Annotated in this window: 20 protein-coding genes and 4 pseudogenes; 11 read left to right on the forward strand and 13 right to left on the reverse strand. The window is 65.8% G+C overall.

Annotated elements, in window-relative coordinates:
• The coding region (locus RCH22_RS00005) for a hypothetical protein (RefSeq protein ID WP_327012290.1) at positions 1–319 on the forward strand (319 nt) is incomplete at its 5' end.
• Positions 320–597: 278 nt separating this feature from the next.
• Here RCH22_RS00005 and RCH22_RS00010 read toward each other — a convergent pair.
• Together RCH22_RS00010 and RCH22_RS00015 are read right to left on the reverse strand one after the other, a co-directional pair.
• Positions 598–711 (reverse strand): annotated as a pseudogene (locus RCH22_RS00010) (cupin domain-containing protein); the annotation flags it as partial.
• 116 nt (positions 712–827) lie between these two features.
• A pseudogene (locus RCH22_RS00015) lies at positions 828–1,436 on the reverse strand (alcohol dehydrogenase catalytic domain-containing protein); the annotation flags it as partial.
• 35 nt (positions 1,437–1,471) lie between these two features.
• Here RCH22_RS00015 and RCH22_RS00020 point away from each other — a divergent pair.
• Entirely contained in the window at positions 1,472–1,768 is a 297-nt protein-coding gene (locus RCH22_RS00020; RefSeq protein ID WP_327012291.1) for a hypothetical protein, read from the forward strand.
• Positions 1,769–1,845: 77 nt separating this feature from the next.
• Here the strand turns inward: RCH22_RS00020 and RCH22_RS00025 are convergent, their stop codons facing one another.
• A complete protein-coding gene (locus RCH22_RS00025; RefSeq protein ID WP_327012292.1) occupies positions 1,846–2,142 on the reverse strand; it encodes a hypothetical protein in 297 nt (98 codons plus the stop codon).
• Between the two features lie 162 nt (positions 2,143–2,304).
• Here RCH22_RS00025 and RCH22_RS00030 point away from each other — a divergent pair.
• A pseudogene (locus RCH22_RS00030) lies at positions 2,305–3,183 on the forward strand (helix-turn-helix transcriptional regulator).
• 68 nt (positions 3,184–3,251) lie between these two features.
• Here RCH22_RS00030 and RCH22_RS00035 read toward each other — a convergent pair.
• Positions 3,252–3,989 (reverse strand): 3-beta hydroxysteroid dehydrogenase, encoded by a 738-nt coding sequence (locus RCH22_RS00035; protein WP_327012293.1) that lies wholly within the window; start codon positions 3,987–3,989, stop codon positions 3,252–3,254.
• Positions 3,990–4,064: 75 nt separating this feature from the next.
• A complete protein-coding gene (locus RCH22_RS00040) occupies positions 4,065–4,160 on the reverse strand; it encodes an NAD-dependent epimerase/dehydratase family protein (protein WP_327012294.1) in 96 nt (31 codons plus the stop codon).
• A gap of 86 nt (positions 4,161–4,246) precedes the next feature.
• Between RCH22_RS00040 and RCH22_RS00045 the strand changes: the two genes are divergently transcribed.
• The 3 genes from RCH22_RS00045 to RCH22_RS00055 are packed head-to-tail and all read left to right on the forward strand — an operon-like array spanning position 4,247 to position 5,773.
• Complete coding sequence (locus RCH22_RS00045) at positions 4,247–4,864, forward strand: TetR family transcriptional regulator (RefSeq protein ID WP_327012295.1); 618 nt, start codon at positions 4,247–4,249, stop codon at positions 4,862–4,864.
• A 26-nt stretch (positions 4,865–4,890) separates the two neighbouring features.
• The gene (locus RCH22_RS00050) at positions 4,891–5,493 is read left to right on the forward strand and encodes a heme-binding protein (RefSeq protein ID WP_327012296.1); all 603 of its coding nucleotides are present in this window, start codon (positions 4,891–4,893) and stop codon (positions 5,491–5,493) included.
• Complete coding sequence (locus RCH22_RS00055; protein WP_327012297.1) at positions 5,459–5,773, forward strand: hypothetical protein; 315 nt, start codon at positions 5,459–5,461, stop codon at positions 5,771–5,773. The genes RCH22_RS00050 and RCH22_RS00055 overlap by 35 nt, the downstream gene beginning before the upstream one ends.
• A gap of 53 nt (positions 5,774–5,826) precedes the next feature.
• On the opposite strand, the gene RCH22_RS00060 is transcribed toward RCH22_RS00055, so the two are convergent.
• The 5 genes and pseudogenes from RCH22_RS00060 to RCH22_RS00080 all read right to left on the reverse strand — a co-directional run bounded on the left by RCH22_RS00060 (position 5,827) and on the right by RCH22_RS00080 (position 12,609).
• Complete coding sequence (locus RCH22_RS00060; RefSeq protein ID WP_327012298.1) at positions 5,827–8,061, reverse strand: MMPL family transporter; 2,235 nt, start codon at positions 8,059–8,061, stop codon at positions 5,827–5,829.
• A 182-nt stretch (positions 8,062–8,243) separates the two neighbouring features.
• A complete protein-coding gene (locus RCH22_RS00065) occupies positions 8,244–8,891 on the reverse strand; it encodes a response regulator transcription factor (protein WP_327012299.1) in 648 nt (215 codons plus the stop codon).
• Positions 8,892–8,899: 8 nt separating this feature from the next.
• Complete coding sequence (locus RCH22_RS00070) at positions 8,900–10,123, reverse strand: histidine kinase (protein WP_327015418.1); 1,224 nt, start codon at positions 10,121–10,123, stop codon at positions 8,900–8,902.
• Positions 10,124–10,216: 93 nt separating this feature from the next.
• Positions 10,217–12,010 (reverse strand): annotated as a pseudogene (locus RCH22_RS00075) (MDR family MFS transporter).
• A complete protein-coding gene (locus tag RCH22_RS00080) occupies positions 11,899–12,609 on the reverse strand; it encodes a TetR/AcrR family transcriptional regulator (protein WP_327012300.1) in 711 nt (236 codons plus the stop codon). The pseudogene RCH22_RS00075 and the gene RCH22_RS00080 overlap by 112 nt, the downstream one beginning before the upstream one ends.
• Positions 12,610–12,683: 74 nt before the next feature.
• On the opposite strand from RCH22_RS00080, the gene RCH22_RS00085 reads away from it, so the two are divergent.
• The 3 genes from RCH22_RS00085 to RCH22_RS00095 all read left to right on the forward strand — a co-directional run bounded on the left by RCH22_RS00085 (position 12,684) and on the right by RCH22_RS00095 (position 13,687).
• The gene (locus RCH22_RS00085; RefSeq protein ID WP_327012301.1) at positions 12,684–12,827 is read left to right on the forward strand and encodes a hypothetical protein; all 144 of its coding nucleotides are present in this window, start codon (positions 12,684–12,686) and stop codon (positions 12,825–12,827) included.
• A complete protein-coding gene (locus RCH22_RS00090; protein ID WP_327012302.1) occupies positions 12,811–12,942 on the forward strand; it encodes a hypothetical protein in 132 nt (43 codons plus the stop codon). The genes RCH22_RS00085 and RCH22_RS00090 overlap by 17 nt, the downstream gene beginning before the upstream one ends.
• Positions 12,943–13,093: 151 nt before the next feature.
• The gene (locus RCH22_RS00095; RefSeq protein WP_327012303.1) at positions 13,094–13,687 is read left to right on the forward strand and encodes a helix-turn-helix domain-containing protein; all 594 of its coding nucleotides are present in this window, start codon (positions 13,094–13,096) and stop codon (positions 13,685–13,687) included.
• Between the two features lie 12 nt (positions 13,688–13,699).
• Here the strand turns inward: RCH22_RS00095 and RCH22_RS00100 are convergent, their stop codons facing one another.
• Entirely contained in the window at positions 13,700–14,284 is a 585-nt protein-coding gene (locus RCH22_RS00100; protein WP_327012304.1) for a YdeI/OmpD-associated family protein, read from the reverse strand.
• Between the two features lie 48 nt (positions 14,285–14,332).
• Between RCH22_RS00100 and RCH22_RS00105 the strand changes: the two genes are divergently transcribed.
• Together RCH22_RS00105 and RCH22_RS00110 are read left to right on the forward strand one after the other, a co-directional pair.
• Positions 14,333–14,692, forward strand: coding sequence for a VOC family protein (locus RCH22_RS00105; protein ID WP_327012305.1), 360 nt, complete (start codon positions 14,333–14,335; stop codon positions 14,690–14,692).
• 204 nt (positions 14,693–14,896) lie between these two features.
• Positions 14,897–15,217: a nucleotide pyrophosphohydrolase gene (locus tag RCH22_RS00110; protein WP_327012306.1), complete on the forward strand. Its 321-nt coding sequence runs from the start codon at positions 14,897–14,899 to the stop codon at positions 15,215–15,217.
• A gap of 18 nt (positions 15,218–15,235) precedes the next feature.
• Here RCH22_RS00110 and RCH22_RS00115 read toward each other — a convergent pair whose 3' ends face one another.
• Both RCH22_RS00115 and RCH22_RS00120 read right to left on the reverse strand, forming a co-directional pair.
• Complete coding sequence (locus RCH22_RS00115; RefSeq protein ID WP_327012307.1) at positions 15,236–16,087, reverse strand: DUF222 domain-containing protein; 852 nt, start codon at positions 16,085–16,087, stop codon at positions 15,236–15,238.
• A complete protein-coding gene (locus tag RCH22_RS00120) occupies positions 15,976–16,686 on the reverse strand; it encodes a hypothetical protein (protein WP_327012308.1) in 711 nt (236 codons plus the stop codon). Before RCH22_RS00120 ends, RCH22_RS00115 begins: the two co-directional genes overlap by 112 nt.
• Positions 16,687–16,823: the final 137 nt, after the last annotated feature.

Below are 16,823 nucleotides of genomic sequence, written 5' to 3' on the forward strand. Positions count from 1 at the left end.
TGCCGCCGCTTTGGTCGAGTGCTGCGACGAAGCCGACTCCGGTGTTCATTCTTGCTGCTTGTTCGGAATTCAAAGTCCCTCCCAAGGTCGTGGACTCGACTCAAGTTTAGCGAGCAGTGATCGTCGCCCGAGCATTGGCGCAGAGGACGGCCAGTTTGGAATCCTCGATTGCGCTCATGAGCCCGCTCTCCTCCTGCGCGGCCGCGCCTCTCGTCACGATTACAACCTTCGCCACGAAACGCTCGAGCGGTTCACGGCGCCGATTTCACCGGCTGACGAGCCGGGCTTCTTGCCGGCACCGGGTGATTCTCCAAGCTGAGCCAGCACACCTCCCGTCGATACGCGATTCGCCCTCGGGGGAGCGGGCTCATCCGACACCACCTCGACCCCTCGATCGCTTGCCTAGGACGTGACCGCGAGTGCGTCTACGGCCTGTCGGATGGCGATCCCAGCGGCGCCGCGGGCGCACGAGATAAACCCGCTTTCATGAATGCGAAGGGGACTACCCGTGGATCTTGCCTCGATCCCGTGGCTCCGCCGCATAGGTGTGGTGCTCGCTGGATCAGGACTCCGCACGAGTCCGGACGCTGACGAACTCTAATTGCCGCTGTACTCGTCATCGGTGATGTGCTCAAGCCAGGTGGTGGTTTTGGCCGGGTCGTCGCCCGACTGAACCATGGCGATGTGCTCCATGAAGACGCCGGGGGCGGCCGGGTTGAGCGTGGTCGGTACTGCAGGTTCGATGATCATGATGTTCCTTACTCGTTTCTGGAGAAATACTGCTTGGCAACGCCCATGGCGGCCATGCCCTGGGGCCAGCCGGCGTAGAGCGTGACGACACGGTCGAAGACCTTTCCGGGATTGACGGTGCCATCGAGGATCGCCGGCATCAGCTGTTCGATGTAGGCCCGCACAGGAGCCGGGCCGCCGGTCAGGGTGATGTTGCCGCCGAAGAGGTTGCCGAACCCGATCGGTGCGGCCTCATGCTGGGGGACGCCGACGCGGCTGATGACTCCGCCGGGCCGGACGATGCGGTAGGCCTGTTCGTAGGCGGGCAGATGCCCGACCTCTTCGAGCACCTTCCGGACGCCGTGACCTCCGGTGTGTGAGCAGCGGGGTCTTCTCGTCGATGCCGGGGACTTTCACCAGGGTCCCATCGGCGAAGGGGACCCGGATGCCTTCGGCCTGGGCGCCGCCCATGCCGGGTATGTCCCAGAATCCGCCGTGGATGCAGGAGGTGCAGAGGCCTTCGCGGCAGAATTCGCACGTTCCACCGGAGAAGGCGAACGGAGAGATGACGAGGTCGCCGGGCGCGAGGGTGCGGACGTCGGATCCGATTCCTTTCGGACTACGGCGTCGGTGGTGTCGTGCAGGACGGGGTCGGGGGCGTCGACGAGACGAACGTCGCCGGCACCGAACATGTATGTCGCTTTCATTGTTATCTCCAGATGTGTTGCTGTCGATTGGTCGAATGGTTGAGACATTGTGGGAAACGGTTGGCAGGAACGAGTTGGCGATATCCGAGTCGTCGCCTCCTGTTGTGGTGAGAGCGGCTTGGACCTGGGCGGATTCCCCGCCGAACGCGATTCCCCACAGAACGGTGGCGACGATGATCGCCGCGGTCGAGGTGTGCCCGATGAGGAGGACAACACCGGCCATGATGAACAACGCCGCGTTGCCGTGCAGCAGTGGTCTCGGATGGCGGTCCAGTAGCGCCCCGGTGATGACGATGCCGCCGATTGAGGCGACTCCGAAGATGAAAAGCTGAACGTCGACGGTGAGGCTGCTGCTGGTCGCCCTCAGGTGCGGGGAGATATAGGTGTAGATCGTGTTGTGCGCCAGCATTCAGGTGAAGATGACGGCCAGAATGATGGCGATGCCGGGGATCCGGAACACCCGGACCAAGGGCAGTCGTGAGCTTCCCGGCTGTCCGTGGGCGGCGGGGGCGATCGCGGCGATGAGTGCACCGGCGATGATGGCCACTGCGGTGAGGCCCGCAATGACCGGACGCAGGCCGGCCGACATGGTCTCCATCGCCACGAGAACGAAGCCGATGACCGCCAAGGCAACCAGGGTCGCCAGGGGCAAACGCTTCATCGTCTCGACAGCGGCCGGTGGTGGCACCGTGATGGTCGTATTCAAGATTCTCCTCACCGTCGACTGTCGCGTGCGTTACTGCCCACGGTGTGCAACGGCCCACACCGTGCCCGCCGTGAACAGCTGGTTGCATATGCCTCAGTCAACGCGTAGGGGTATACCAGCAGGGCACCCCGCGCCCCGCGCCGGGGACGTAGTCTCGTCGACATGGACAATCACTCCGAGGTACGCGAATTCCTCATGTCCCGCCGCGCGAAAATTGCTCCGGAACAGGTGGGCCTTCCCGCCGGAGCAAACCGGCGGGTGGCGGGGCTCCGTCGCACCGAGGTGGCAACGCTCGCCGGCGTCAATGTCGAGTACTACGCCAAGCTCGAACGTGGCGCGATCGGAGGGGCGTCCTCCTCCGTTCTCGACGCCCTTGCCCGCGCATTCAACCTCGACGACACGGAACGGACCCACCTCTTCGACCTCGCCCGCGCAGCAGCAGACGGAGTCCCATTGTCCGGACGTCCGCGCAGGCGCGCCACAAAGAACGCCGTGAGCAGGCCCAGTTTTCACTGAGTACTCAGCACGATCACCGACGGCGTCGCATTCGTGCGCGACCAGCACCAGGATATTCTCGCTACAAACGAACTCGGACGTGCCTTCTACTCGCCACTGATCGGCGACGGTGGGCGCACACCGAACCTGGCCCGGTTCCAATTCCTCGACCCCGCATCACGCGACTTCTATCCCGACTGGGATCTCTGCGCCGGAATGCGCGTCGCAATAATGCGTGCCGAAGCCGGGCGCGACCCGAACGACAAAGGCCTCCAGGACCTCGTCGGCGAGCTATCCACCCGCAGTGACACATTCCGCCAGTTCTGGGGGGCACACGACATTCACACCCACGGCTCCGGCACAAAACGCCTCAATCACCCCGTCGTCGGCGAGCTCACTCTTGCCTATTAAGAGCTCATCATCACCGCCGACCCAGGATTCGTCCTCATGATCTACGCCGCGGAACCCGGCTCACCCAGCGCAGAGCGTCTGCGACTCCTGGCCAGCTGGGCAGCCCCGCGAATCGAAGCGGCCGAACCCCGGTAGGGGCCCACTTCGGTGAGGCGGTGTTGCCTGCTGTCCATTCATCGATCAGGCGCCGACGAACGAAGGGGCTACTGGCCGGGCCGACCCGAACCGTAGAAGCCGGACTTGATATCGGCAACAAGACCGGGGTGCGTCGGTGTCCAGCCGAGCAGGTCCTGCGTCCTGGCGCTCGAGGTGGGGACGTCGAGGCCAAAGAACATGCCGATCCAGCCGAAGTGCGCGGCGGCGTCTTCCGGTGAAATCGAGACCGTTGGGATGCCTCGAGACTCGCCGATTGCGGTCGCAATCTCGAGCGCCGAGATGCCCTCTTCGCTGACGCCGTGCATTCGGGATCCGGCAGGTGCCTTCGCGAGTGCGAGTGCGACCATCCTCGCTGCGTCAAGACGATTCACGGCGGGCCAGCGGCTGGAACCGTCACCGACATAGCCGGAGATACCCTTTTCGCCGGCGATTCCTGAGATGACCTGCATGAAACCGTGGTCGCCTTCACCGTGGACTGTCGGGGAGAAACGTAGGGCGACGGAGCGGATTCCGCGGTCGGCGTAGGAAAGCGCGAGCGCCTCGGCGCCCCCACGCGGTGCCTCGGGGCCGCTGAACGGAACCGCGTCGTCCTCGGTTGCGAGCTTGTCTGGCGCGAGCCCTGCAACACCCGACGCGAACAGAAGCGGGCGATCCGAGCCGCCGAGGGTGTCCCCGAACATCTCGATGGTGGCTCGCTCGGTCGCACCGGCACCAGCCATATCGGAGAAATCGTGCTTGTATGCCAGATGAATGACGCCGTCCGACGCCGACGCCGCCTCGCGCATGCTGCCGAGATCGTCGAGGCTCCCACGATGGGGGGTGATGCCGGCGGCCTGGAGTTTCGCGAACGACGCGTCGTTTCACGCCAGACCGACAACCTCGTGTCCGGCAGCGATGATTTCCTGGGATACGGCAGATCCGATCCAGCCGGAAGCGCCGGTGATGAAAATACGCATGAGTGCTTTCTCCTTCGAGACGCGCGCCCGGTCGGTTGCCAGGCATCGGCTATTGATGTCAGTTGCTGACGTCAGAGTAGCATCTAATGTCAGCGACCGACATCAGCTCGGAAGATCGTAGACTGCTTCTCATGGGACGCTGGCTACCGGATGCGCACGGTCGGCTCGCGCGCGCGGCACTAGAGCTCTACTCGGAGCGTGGCTTCGAGCAGACGACGGCCCTTGAGATCGCCGAACGGGCGGGTGTGACCGAGCGCACGTTCTTCCGTTACTTCGCCGACAAACGGGAGGTGCTCTTCCAGGGATCCCAGGAGCTCCAGCGCATCATCCTCGAGACCATTGCTGAGACGCCGGAAGATGTGCGACCTGTCGACGTGGTCATTTCGGCCATGAACAAGGTCGGCGGATTGGTCTTCGACCGCGCACACTCCATTCGACGGGCCGCGATCATCGCGGCCAATCCGGCACTGCTGGAGCGTGAACTGCTGAAATTCTCTACCCTGAGCGCAGCCGTCGCTGGGGCCCTGCGCGAGCGCGGTGTTACGGAGCCCTCGGCGACTCTTGCTGCCGAGACGGGCGTGACGGTCTTCAAGATCGGCTTCGAGAGATGGATCGCGGGTACGCCTTCGGAGGACTGGGCCGAGTGTATTCGTGACACCGTCCGCCAGCTTCGGGACGTCACACCCAGCGTCATCGTTGGGTAGACGTGAACGCGGAGTAACTTGAGAGCATGACCGAACAACAGCCCTATGCGGTCGTGGGCGATTACGACGGTTTCGAGTTGCGCAGCTATCCAGAGCACCTCGTTGCGGAGGTCGTCACGACAGGGCCATTCGAAGATGCCGGCAATCGTGCATTCCGATACCTGTTCGCCTATATCAGTGGAGAGAATTCCGTTCGTCAGAAAGTCGCGATGACTGCGCCTGTTGTGCAGGCCGAGGCGTCGACGAAGATCGTGATGACCGCTCCTGTCGTTCAGGAGGCCGTCGGCGGAAAGCCAGGTGATCCTGACGAGAAGGGGGCGTTCCGCGTTGCCTTCGTGCTCCCCACGGGTCTCACGATCGAGACGGCTCCGCAACCAACCAGCCCGCAGGTGCGGCTGAGGAGGGTTCCGGGGAGCGTCACCGCAGCGGTGAGGTACCGCGGACGATGGGACGAGGTCGGCTACGCACGCCACCTCGAGATGCTCCGGGGCGCGATCGTCGCCTCAGGATTCACGGCGCGGGGAGAGCCCCGTTTCGCTCGCTTCGATCCACCGTTCATGCCCTCGTTCCTGCGTCGTAACGAGGTCCTGTTTGATGTCGTGCCCGCCAAAGGAGAGACTCGACCGTGACCCCGTAAGCCAGGCCGAGGGCGGCCGGCTGGCCGCAGGCGGCAAGGCCAGCCCCGTCGCGCTGGTCGTTGCGTCGGCCGCCGTCTGGTCGTTCGAGATCTCAGTGAGTCCCGAAGGATCGACGACGGTCTCGATCGCCCGGGTGAGCTACGGCTCCAGCCTCGCGGGGATTGGAGCCGGCATCGGATCACTCCTCGGCCGCCCTGCCGGAGGGGTCCTCGGTGGCGCGATCGGCGGCCTGCTGGGAGGAATAGTGGACGACAAGAAGGGCAAGAAATAGTCCGTGCCTCAGGGCGGGCCACTGCATGATGCATGCACCGGCCCAACCAATGGTTAGTCGGTCACGAGAATGGCTTCCCGCTTGTCGGGCTGGGAATCGGGGCGCTCGTCGAGTGCATGGCCTTCCATGTCGAGATTCGGGAGAAGGTGATCGAGCCACTTCGGCAGCCACCACGCGGCCTTACCGAGCAGGGACATCAGTGCGGGCATCAGGATGAGGCGCACGATGAAGGCGTCAGCCATCACCCCGACCACGAGTCCGAAGGCGATGGATGCGGCGATCGGGAAGGTGCTCGTTGCAAAGCCTGCGAAGACGACGGTCATGATCGTTGCCGCAGCCACCAGGACGGGGCCCGAGCGGGAGAAGCCTTCGATGATCGCCTGCTTCGGCGACATGCCCGTGTTGTGCATCTCCTGGATCCGGGACACCAAAAAGACCTGGTAATCCATGGCGAGCCCGAAGAGCACGCCGACGAGCAGGATCGGCAGGATGCTCATCATCGGGTCGCCCTGGGGCGCCGGGATGAGTGGATCGAGCCAGCCCCACTGGAAGACGGCGACGCTCGCGCCGAAGGATGCGCCGACCGAGAGCAGGTAGCCGAGAGTGGCGATGAGCGGGATGAGCAGCGACCGGAACATGACGATCAAGAGCACCAGGGAAATGACGACGATGACAATGAGATACCGGATCAGGGCGTCCTGGAGGGCCTGGTCCTGGTCGATGCCGATCGCGGTCTCTCCGGTGACCTCGAGGTGGACTCCGGGCACCGAGTCGGCGTCGGTGCGGATCTGCTGGACGAGGTCCTTCGTCTGCTGATCGATGGGGCCGCCCTCGGGGACCACGGTCAGAAGTGCGACGTTTCCGTCGGCGCTGATCGGGCCGGGAACGACCATGTGGACCCCGGGAAGGCCGGCGACTGCGTCCTGGACGGATGCGGTCTGCGCGGTGATATCGCCGTCGGCTTCCGCGAGCACGACGAGCGGGCTTTGCACCCCGCCGAATTCCTCGATGATGAGGTTGTACGCGGTCCGCTGCGTCGAGGTCGGGTCGGCGCCGCCTGGGATGCTGAATGCGGTCTTCATGCTGAGGATGGGGGCGGCGACAATGCCGAGCACGACAACGCCGGCGAGCAGCGACCTGACCGGATGGGCGACGACGAACGTCCCCCAGCGCCGGAGGAACCCTTTCCGAGTGGGGGGCTGCGCGTCCGTCGAACCATCGGATGGCGTCTCGAAAGCGTTCGAGCGGCGGGTGCGTTCCTTCTTTGGCAACACCCGGCGTCCGAGGGTGCGCATCAGGACCGGGAGGAGAGTCAGGGCCATCAGCACCGAGACGAGGATGGCGAAGGCGGCGGCGATTCCCATTTCCGAGATGAAGCTGATGTTCGCGACGAGGAGGCCGACCAGGGCGATGATGACGGTGAGGCCGGCGAACACGACGGAGCTTCCGGCGGTTCCCGTTGCCCGGGCGACGGAGTCTTCGACGTTCCTGCCGCTCCGGAGCTCGGCGCGGAACCGGGTCAGGATGAACAGGCTGTAGTCGATCCCGACGGCGAGGCCGAGCATGGGCGCGAGGATGATGGTCGTGTCGCCGATCGGGGTCAGCGCCCCATAGGCGAGAACGCCCACGAGGCCGACGCCGACGCCGAAGACGGCTATCAGGAGGTTCACCCCGGCCGCGAGGAGCGACCCGAATGTGAGGATCAGGACGAGGAAGGCGACGATCACTCCGACGCCCTCACCGATGCCCGCGGGCGGGGCGCCGAGCGGGACCAGGTTTCCGCCGACCTCGACCCGGAGGCCGTCAGGGGCATCCGCTTGCACGGTAAGGGCGGCCTGGTAGGAGGCTTTCTGCTGGTCGGCGGAGAGGTCGCCGAAGCTGAGCGTCGCAACGGCGGTGCTCCCGTCCTGGGAGATGTACGGCTTCTGCGTGTCGAACGGGTCGCTGACGGACGCGATGTCCGGGATGGTCGCGGCGTCGGCCAGTACGCCGGCGATCTGAGCGGTGACGGCGGCATCCGTGACGGCGGCCCCCGTGTCGGACTGGAAGACGAGCTGCAATGAGGCGGGCGTGCTGGTGCTCAGGTCGGGGAATTCCCGGCTCATCCGCTCCAGTGCCTGGGAGGACTGCGTGCTCGGAATCGACGTGGAGGCCGTTCCGGGGGCGCCCTGGCCACTCGCAACGACCAGGGTGCCGATGAGGCCGGCGAAGATCAGCAGCCAGGCGCCGACCACCACCAGTCGATGCCGGGCGCTGAAGCGCCCGATGAAGGAAAGAAACGTGGCCATGATGCTCCTAGGACTAGCGAAGAGAGGCGTCCGGGCATTCGCGATCGGCCGGTTGGGCCAGGCGGATGCTGCCGTGCGGCAGGGACAGTTCCTATCGTTCCCGAGGGGCGGCTCGGCCACCTCGTCCAGGCGCATCGGCCGGTCTACTGCATGCGCAGTAGACGGGTGCGGGAGTGAGCCGGCTACGCGGAGAGCCCGGCGCGGTAGGCGAAGGTCACGAGCTGGGCGCGGTCACGGGCGCCGAGTTTCATCATCGCCCGGTTGACGTGTGTCTTGACCGTGTATGGCGAGACGAACATATCGGATGCGATCTGGGCGTTGTCGCGCCCCGTCGCGATGGCGATGACGACGTCTCGTTCGCGGGGCGTGAGCACGGAGAAGCGATCGACCATGGCCGCGTCGACAGCCGGGCGGTGTTCCTCGGCGACATGGTGGATGAGCGCCGCGGTTGCGGCGGCGGATAACGCGCCGCCACCGGAGGCGACGTCGAGGATCCCGGCCACAAGTTCGGTCGGTCCGATGCCCTTGCTCAGGAAACCGTTCGCGCCGGCCCGGAGTGCTGCGAAGACGTTCTCGTCGTTTTCGAACGTGGTCAGGATGATGATGCGCAGTTTTTCGGCCGGAAAGTCGAGGCGCAGGCGCCGGGTGGCTTCGACGCCGTCGATTCCGGGCATGCGGATGTCCATCAGGACCACGTCGACGGACAGCCCGACGATCTGCTGGAGCGCTTCGAAACCGTCGGCGGCATCCGCCACAACGTCGATGTCCGGCTCCGGGGCGAGGATGGCGCGCAGCCCTACCCGGATCATCTCCTGGTCGTCCACGATCATGACCCGGATCATTGGACCCTGCCTCCGTCGACCCGGAGGGTCGCGGTGATCTGGAAGAGGTCATCACGATCCTCGACCACGAGTTTGCCGCCGGCCGACGCGGCGCGTTCCCGCATTCCGACGAGACCGTAACCGCGGTGTGGGGCCAGGTCTGCCCCCGTCCGCGCCCGCGCCGAGGAGGCGATCTTCGCGGTGCGCAGGGTCTTCGGATTGGAGACCGTGATCGTGAGGACGGCGCCGGCCAGAGTCGTTCTCAGCGTGACCGGTCCCGAACCGTGGCGCTGGGAATTCGTCAAGGCCTCCTGCACGATCCGGAATGCGGCGGTGCTCACTTCGGGGTCGAGCGCGGCGGGTGCCTGGGTGAGGTCGGCCCGGACATCGACCCCGGCGTTCCGGCAGGACTCGATGAGATCGGGTATCCCGGAGAAGTCCGGCGCCGGCCGCAAGCCGACGCCCGAGTCGCGGCCCTCTGTGCTGTCGGAGCGCAGCACGTGCAGAATACGCTGGGTCTCGAGCAGGACGGATTGGACACTCGTGCGCGCCGAGTGCAGGGATTCGCGGGCGGCGGCGGCGTCGCTCGGCAGGTTCACTTCGGCGACGCCCAGGTGAATTCCGAGGACGGCCACCTCGTGCCCGATCACGTCGTGCAGGTCGCGTGCGATCCGGAGGCGTTCCTCGGTGACGCGGCCGTTCGCCTCGGTGTCCCGCGCGGCGAGGGCGTCGAAGGTGCGCAGTTCCAGCTCGTTGCGATAGCGGTCGTGGCTGCGCACCGCGCTCCCCGCGGCTGCGGCCATGAAGCCGAAGGCGAACGCGGTGAACGCGGTTGGGCTACCGAAACCGATTCCGTTGTACATCACTGCGGCGAAATACAGGGTCGGTCCCACGAGCAGACCGACCCACACGCCCGGAAGTGCGCGCAAGGTCACGGAGAAGGCGGTGAACACCGCCATGGTCCAGGTGATCAGCGGATCCCAGCCGACCGCGGCCGCGAGCAACGGAGTCAGGGTGACGATCACGATGCCGGTCCAGGGGTACCGTCGGGAGACGAGGACACCGAGGAGAGAGAGGGTCAGGGGCACGTAGCCGAAGAGGCTCGTGCCGTTGGCCAGGGGAACACTGAATTCGGTCGCCGCAGCGACGAGCGTGACCGCGACCGCGGCTAGGTCGAGCGTTCGCGGATTGCGGTACCAGCGGGGTCGATAGGCGGCGAGTTCTCTGGGGGAGGCCGACATCGTCACCCCTTGATCCTCCCACCCGACGCCGGCCTCACGGCAGCAGCGCATCTACTGCATTCGCAGTAGATGCGCTGAATGGCGTGAGTTGCGCTACGAGAGTGTCCGCTTGCCGGAACCCTCATTCGTGTCGACGACGCGGATCAACCCGGTGCGTACCGAGAGGACCGGCTCCGCTGTCGGGTTGGCACCCACGGAGAGCGACTCGTCGAGCATCTCCTTGTTGAGCGACTGTTCGCCTTCGGCCTCGTCGATGTGGGTGGCGAGCGGCTTCTCGACCACGAACATCAGCAGCACCGCGGCGACCAGAACGAGCGGCACCATGAACAGGAAGATCGGGGCGAGCGCGTCGTTGTAGGCGTTGACGATCACCGTGCGGGCGGCTTCGGGCAGGGCAGCGACGAGCGCCGGGGTGAGTGAGTTGGTTCCGGTGCTGCCCGTGCCGCCGGCCGGCAGGTTCGCCGAGAGGATGTCGGTCAGCCGGGAGACGAACAGGCTGCCGACGATCGCCGCGCCCAGGGACGAGCCGATCTGGCGGAAGAAGTTGTTCGAGCTCGTCGCGGTTCCGACGATGGCCCGCGGGAATGAGTTCTGCACGACCAGGGTCAAGATCTGCATCGAGAGGCCGAGTCCGAAGCCCATCACGGCGAGGAAGGCGCACATGATCCAGATCGCGGTGGTCGCCGTGAGGGTGGAGAGCAGGAACAGGCCCAGGGCGGTGACGAACATGCCGATGATCGGGATGACCTTGTACTTGCCGGTACGGGACACGATCTGGCCGGAACCGATCGACGAGATGAGCAGGGCACCCATCATCGGGATCATGAGCAGGCCGGCATCCGTGGCACCGACCCCGGTGACCATCTGCAGGTAGGTCGGCATGTAGGCCAGCGCCCCGAACATGGCGACACCGGTGATGAGGCCGGCCGCGGTGGTGAGGTTGAAGTTGCGGTTCTCGAACAGCTTCAGCGGGATGACGGGTTCTGCTGCCCGGTTCTCGATGAACACGAAGAGACCGGCGAGCGCAACCGTCGCCACGATCAGGCCGATGATGACGGGCGAATCCCAGTCATAGGTATTGCCACCCCAGGTTGTGAACAGCACCAGGCTGGTCGCGGCGAGGGCGAGGACGATCATGCCCGGGTAGTCGATGCGGGGCTTCGCGTACTCGCGCTGGGGCAGCTTCAGGAAGAAGACGGCGGAGGCGATCGCGATGAGTCCGAGGGGCAGGTTCATCCAGAATGCCCAGCGCCAGCCGGGACCATCGGTGAACTAGCCGCCGAGCAACGGGCCCGCGACGCTTGAGACGGCGAAGACGGCGCCCATGATGCCGGAGTACTTGCCACGCTGGCGGGCGGGAACGACGTCGGCGATGATGGCCAGCGCGAGGATCATCAGCCCGCCGCCACCGAGGCCCTGAACGGCGCGGCCGGCGATGAGGGTGCCCATGGAATCGGCGAGGCCGCCTATGACGCTGCCCACCAGGAAGATCGAGATCGCCCCGACGAACAGCCACTTTCGTCCGACGAGATCACCAAGCTTGCCGTAGACGGGCATCACGATGGTCGAGGCCAGGATGTATGCGGTGGTGACCCAGAGCATGTGTTCGACGCCGTTGAGCTCGCCGACGATGGTCGGCAGCGCGGTGCTGAAAATGGTCTGGTCGAGCGACGACAGGAGCATCGCCACCATGAGGCCGGCGAAGACGAGCAGCACGCTGCGGGTCGACGGAACACCTGCTTCTTCTGCTTGCCTGGGACGGGTGAGGACGGTCGTCATGTGAGTTTCTCCATTACAGTTCTGAGCGTCGCGATGGCGCGCTCGTACGTTTCTCGGGGGGCAGCGGATGCCGGTGGCCCGGTAGCAGGATCCGGATCGCCCGCCCATTTCTTCATGGTGATTCGCACGGTGGCGAGGGAGACGCCGAGGATGATGCGAGCCTCGTCGAGGAGCTCGGCCTCGCTCTGTTCTGCGAAACGTGCGTCCGTGACCAGCCAGCCGACGATGATCGCACAGAGGCGGTCTTCGAGCTCGGCGACGCGCACCATCTGGCGGGTCATCAGGTGCGGGTATTTCCGGATGACGTCGCGCTTGAGGTCGGACTTGATCCCGCCGCCTGTGGCTTCGAACAGCGCGGTGATCAGGTCGAACAGGGCGAGGAAGATATCCCCGTCGCATCCGCGCACTCTGTCGAGCTCGGCCGACACGGCGACCTCGTCAATGCCCAGGACGGCATCTTCCTTGGTCGGGAAGTAGTTGAAGAACGTGCGGGTGGACACGCCGGCCCGGTCGCTGATTGCCTCTATGGTCGCGGCGTCCAGCCCGCGTTCGAGTGCGAGTTCCGCTGCCGCGACGTGGATGACCTCGGAAGTCCGCGCACGCTTGCGCTCGCGGAGCCCGAGGCCGGAAGAATTGTTTATGAATGCATTATTGCATGATGCGCAACACTGCGCGGTTGCATTATTGCATACCGCGCAATAAGTCACAGGATTTTCACAGGGTGTCGCACTGGGCGGAGACCGTCCGGTGCGTCAGGAAGTGTTGGTTCTAGGCTCGGGGCATGCCTGAACTGCTCTCGATCGTCGCCGTGTTCGGCGGGATCGCGGCCGTACTCGCGGGCCTGATCGCGCTCGCCGCCCGTGCGCGGCGACGCGGTGTGGTGTGCGGGTGCGAGTATTGCGGGAGCGATGGCCGCCTACGATGAGGCGTTCTACGGCACCGCGCACGACTCTTACGTCGAGGTGCAGGTGCAGGTGCAGGTGCAGGTGCAGGTGCAGGTGGACCGTCCGGTGCCCATCCCGGCGCCGGACGATCACTGACCTGCTGACACGCCAGCGAACCAGCGCCCGGTCCGCAGCGAAGAGCCAGGCGGCAGGTGCCCAGGCCCTGAAGGTGGGACTCATGCTCGGGCCGCCCCCGACGCAGACCCGTAGTCTGGAGAGTGACAAGGTGCCAAGCGAGAGGACGGGTATGCCCAGGATCACTGCCCCGACTGTTGCCGAGCATCGCGTTCGCCAGCGTGCAGCCCTCCTCCACGCGGCGAGGGAGCTCCTGATCGCGGGGGGAGTCAGCGCCGTCACTCCTGCAGCCGTCGGTGCTGCGGCCGGATTGTCTCGTCCCAGCGTCTACGAGTACTTCTCCTCCGGTGCGGACGTCCTGGTCGCCGTGATCGAGGATGCCTTCCCGCGGGCCAATGCGGAACTCCAGTCGGCTTTGGACTCGGTCACGTCTGCGTCGGAACGGCTCGACGTCTACGTCCGGGTGACGTTGCGGTTGGCGGCGGAGGGCGTGCACCGGCCGGTGGCGGCGCTCGCCGCAGCCCAGCTGCCTGCAGAATGCCTGGCGCGCCTATCGGAGTTGCATCGCGAACAGGCGGCACCCTTCATCGAGGCACTGCGCGAGCTCGAGGTTCCCGAGCTCAACATCACGGCCCGTCTGCTCGGGGGCGTGCTCCAGGCCGCTATGGCAGCGATCGAATCGGGCGCGTCGTTGCCCGTGGTCACTGAGCGAACCCTGGTGTTCGTCCGGTCCGCGGTGGCGCCAGCTCTCGAGCCCCCGCAGTAGGTTGCCGCTGAATCAGGGTTTCTGGGGGTAGATCGTCTCCCCGCGTTCGAGCATGGCGACGAACTTGGCGATGTTCGCTGCACGGGTCGCGGGTCGCTTCACACCGCTGATGCGGAAGAGAATGGCAAAGCGGTTCTGCGATGAGAGCCTCGAGAACAGGTCCGCGGCCGACGGGCTGGCGTCGAGGGCGGACTTGAGGTCATCGGGGACCGGACTGTCCTTGTGGCGGTAGGCGGCTTCCCATCGTCCGTCGGCCTGGGCGCGCTCGATCTCGGCGAACCCGGCCGGTCGCATTCGCCCGGCTTCGATCAGTTGTGCGACGAGGTCCCGGTTGCGCTGGGACCACATGCTCCGGGGTCTGCGCGGGGTGAAGGCGCGAAGAAAATAGTCATCGTCGTGGGTGCCGGCCTGCCCATCGATCCAGCCGAAGCACAGCGCCACCGTGAGTGCCTCGTCGTAGTTGATGCCCGGTGCGGAGGAGTTCTTCTTCACGAGCTGCAAGCGGATACCGTCGTGGTCGACGTTCTCCTCGAGCCAGGCTTCCCAGTCCTGCACGGTGGCGAACAAGAGGATGGGCTTGCCCGAGTTTTCCGCCATGGCTCCCATCGTAGAGATCACCCGGATCTCGCTGAATAGGATCGAGGGGTGATCGGACATATTGATGAGGTGGTCATCGACTGCAGTGACCCCAAGGCGCTCGCGACGTTCTGGGCGAGCGTGCTCGGCGGCGAACCGCGCGGTCGGGACGCGGCCTGGTGGTACATCCTGCCCCCGGGGTGGACACAACTGTCGTTCCAGAAGGTGCCTGAGGCGAAGACCGTGAAGAACCGGCTCCACCTCGACGTGCGTGTCGACGATATTGCGGCGGCGACGGACCAGGCCGAAAGGCTCGGAGCGCGCCGGATCGGTGAGGCGCATCACGATACCGCCGGATCGTTCCAGGTGTTGCAGGACCCCGAGGGCAACGAGTGGTGCGTGGTCAGCCCGGCCGCCGCGCATGACTGAGTGGGAGCTCGACGTGGACGGCCCACTGTGTCCCGTGTGTGGCATCGAGATGCTCGCCGACGGCGTGGACACGGCTGAGGGTCTCGAGTTCTGCCATCGGTGCCCGCGGTGCAAGCTCGTCGTTGTCATTTAGCCGGAACGACGGGCCAGTGCAGTCGGGGGCGAGAACGAAATCGGTTCGCGGGGGGCTGGTACGTTGACGACATGAATGAATTTTCCGTCGGCGACCAGATTACGGCCTTCGTCGCGGAGCGCGATTGGGCACAGTTCCACACTCCGGAGAACCTCGCGAAGAGCATCTCCATCGAGGCCGCCGAGTTGCTGGAGTGCTTCCAGTGGGATGCCGAGGCGAGCCCCGAGCGCGTACGGGAGGAATTGGCCGATGTGCTGACCTACTGTCTCCTCCTAGCCGATCGGATCGGCGCTGATCCGAACCAGATCATCCTTGACAAACTCGCGCTGACGCGAGAGAAGTATCCGGTGGACAAGGCGCGGGGGCGAAGCACGAAGTATGACGCCCTGTGAAATTGGACGCCTAGAGATCTAGAAGGGCGTCGGGTCGTCGGGGTCGTCGGGTGTGGGGTCCAGGTTCCAGACATCGACGAACGGGGCCGGCGGTTTGGGTACGGGCGTGGGTTTCCGGGGTGGTCTCATGTCCGCTGAGGGTTCCACGATGTAGCTGTACCCGGCCGGGGACGTCCACTCGATGCGGCCGTCGCCGAGGTGTCTCGGCGACCACCTCGTGTAGCTCTTCACGGCGTGGTGATACGGGCAGAGATGGGCGAGGTTCATCGCGTCGGTCTCCCCGCCGTGCTGCCACTCGATGCTGTGGTCGAGGTCGGACCGTTTGGCGGAGCGGCGGCAGCCCGGGAAGATGCAGGTTTCATCCCGCACCTCGAGCCATTTCTTGAGCGCTGCTGGCGGTTTGTAGGTGTCGCGTCCCATCGAGAGCACGACGCCGGTTTCCGGGTGGGTGAGTAGCCGGGTGAAGCTCGGCGCCCCGGCGGCGAGACGCCTCGCGGTGTCGGGGTCGATGGGTCCGTACCCGGCCAGGTACCCGGGTTCCTCGCTCTTCCCCAGCAAGGTCAGCACCGGAACGGTGACGTTGACCTGCGCGGCCACCCCGGCACCGAGACCGTCCGGGGTGACCCCGCCGATCAGGACGTCGGTGAGGACGTCTGCCGCCAGCTGGGTCAGCGTGCGGGTTTCCTCCGGGCCCTGCAGGGAGAGCGCCGTGTCGAGGGTGCGGTGGTAGGCGGCCTGCACCTTCTCCGCGTCCCCGGTCACAGACAACGACGCCATCCCGTCGTTGAGGGCCTGGAACACGACGTGCCGGTCTTCGACACTCTTCTGGTGCCTCGCGGTGATGGTTTCCGGGTGGGTGCGTTCCCGCACCCGCCGGGCCGGTCGGCGAGCTTCGCGACGGTGAGCACTTCCGCGTCGGGCACGAGGACGTCCTCGAACACGGCGCGGGCCCGCGCGGCCGCCACCGGGTCATCATCCATTCGGATGCCCCAGGCCTGTTCCATGATCACCTGCGCGTGCCGGTAACTGATCGCCCCGCGGGTCAAGGCGTCCCGTGTTGCGGGGAGGTCCTCGGCGAGGGTGCGGCTGGCTTCGATCAGGGTCTCCGCCGTGCGCCGCGGGAGCCGGAGCAGGGCGCCGACCTCGCAGGTGAACTCCTCCTTCGTGGCTTCTTCCGGCGACCACGGCGGGCGCGGGCCCCCGGCGCGAACCGCGGCTTCCGCCCGGGCCCGGCCGACATCGGCCAGCACCCGCTGCCCGGCATAGATCGCCGCCGCCCGCTTCGCGGCGGCCCGGTTCATCTCCCGGTCCGCCTCCCGGATCGCGTCATACACCTCGGGCAGGGACGGCTCCACCAGGCTCAGGTGCCGGGGATTCAAATACGAGTCGGGAGGGGTCCCGGGCGGGGGCTCCGCCGTGCTGTCTACCGCGCTTTCCAGGTCAGGTTCTGAGGTCTTTTCAGCTGTCATGCCGGTCACTCTACGGAGGACCACCGACATTCCACCGGCATCCGCACGCCCGCAAATCACCTGTGGATAACCCGGTCAGAAAGCATTTGTTGAGGAGTGGACAGCACTGTCCGCCGCTACTGGTCGACCTGGTCCGT

It is taken from the genome of Cryobacterium sp. GrIS_2_6 (assembly GCF_035984545.1).
In the GTDB taxonomy this organism is placed as follows: domain Bacteria; phylum Actinomycetota; class Actinomycetes; order Actinomycetales; family Microbacteriaceae; genus Cryobacterium.

Excerpts from the sequence above, each read along its gene's own strand:
- RCH22_RS00020 (WP_327012291.1), top strand. The coding sequence starts at position 1,472 with ATGGTTGAGACATTGTGGGAAACGGTTGGCAGGAACGAGTTGGCGATA.
- RCH22_RS00035 (WP_327012293.1), bottom strand. The coding sequence starts at position 3,989 with ATGCGCGAGGCGGCGTCGGCGTCGGACGGCGTCATTCATCTGGCATAC.
- RCH22_RS00040 (WP_327012294.1), bottom strand. The coding sequence starts at position 4,160 with ATGCGTATTTTCATCACCGGCGCTTCCGGCTGGATCGGATCTGCCGTA.
- RCH22_RS00045 (WP_327012295.1), top strand. The coding sequence starts at position 4,247 with ATGTCAGCGACCGACATCAGCTCGGAAGATCGTAGACTGCTTCTCATG.
- RCH22_RS00050 (WP_327012296.1), top strand. The coding sequence starts at position 4,891 with ATGACCGAACAACAGCCCTATGCGGTCGTGGGCGATTACGACGGTTTC.
- RCH22_RS00055 (WP_327012297.1), top strand. The coding sequence starts at position 5,459 with ATGTCGTGCCCGCCAAAGGAGAGACTCGACCGTGACCCCGTAAGCCAG.
- RCH22_RS00060 (WP_327012298.1), bottom strand. The coding sequence starts at position 8,061 with ATGGCCACGTTTCTTTCCTTCATCGGGCGCTTCAGCGCCCGGCATCGA.
- RCH22_RS00065 (WP_327012299.1), bottom strand. The coding sequence starts at position 8,891 with ATGATCGTGGACGACCAGGAGATGATCCGGGTAGGGCTGCGCGCCATC.
- RCH22_RS00070 (WP_327015418.1), bottom strand. The coding sequence starts at position 10,123 with ATGTCGGCCTCCCCCAGAGAACTCGCCGCCTATCGACCCCGCTGGTAC.
- RCH22_RS00085 (WP_327012301.1), top strand. The coding sequence starts at position 12,684 with ATGCCTGAACTGCTCTCGATCGTCGCCGTGTTCGGCGGGATCGCGGCC.
- RCH22_RS00090 (WP_327012302.1), top strand. The coding sequence starts at position 12,811 with ATGGCCGCCTACGATGAGGCGTTCTACGGCACCGCGCACGACTCTTAC.
- RCH22_RS00095 (WP_327012303.1), top strand. The coding sequence starts at position 13,094 with ATGCCCAGGATCACTGCCCCGACTGTTGCCGAGCATCGCGTTCGCCAG.
- RCH22_RS00100 (WP_327012304.1), bottom strand. The coding sequence starts at position 14,284 with ATGGCGGAAAACTCGGGCAAGCCCATCCTCTTGTTCGCCACCGTGCAG.
- RCH22_RS00110 (WP_327012306.1), top strand. The coding sequence starts at position 14,897 with ATGAATGAATTTTCCGTCGGCGACCAGATTACGGCCTTCGTCGCGGAG.
- RCH22_RS00120 (WP_327012308.1), bottom strand. The coding sequence starts at position 16,686 with ATGACAGCTGAAAAGACCTCAGAACCTGACCTGGAAAGCGCGGTAGAC.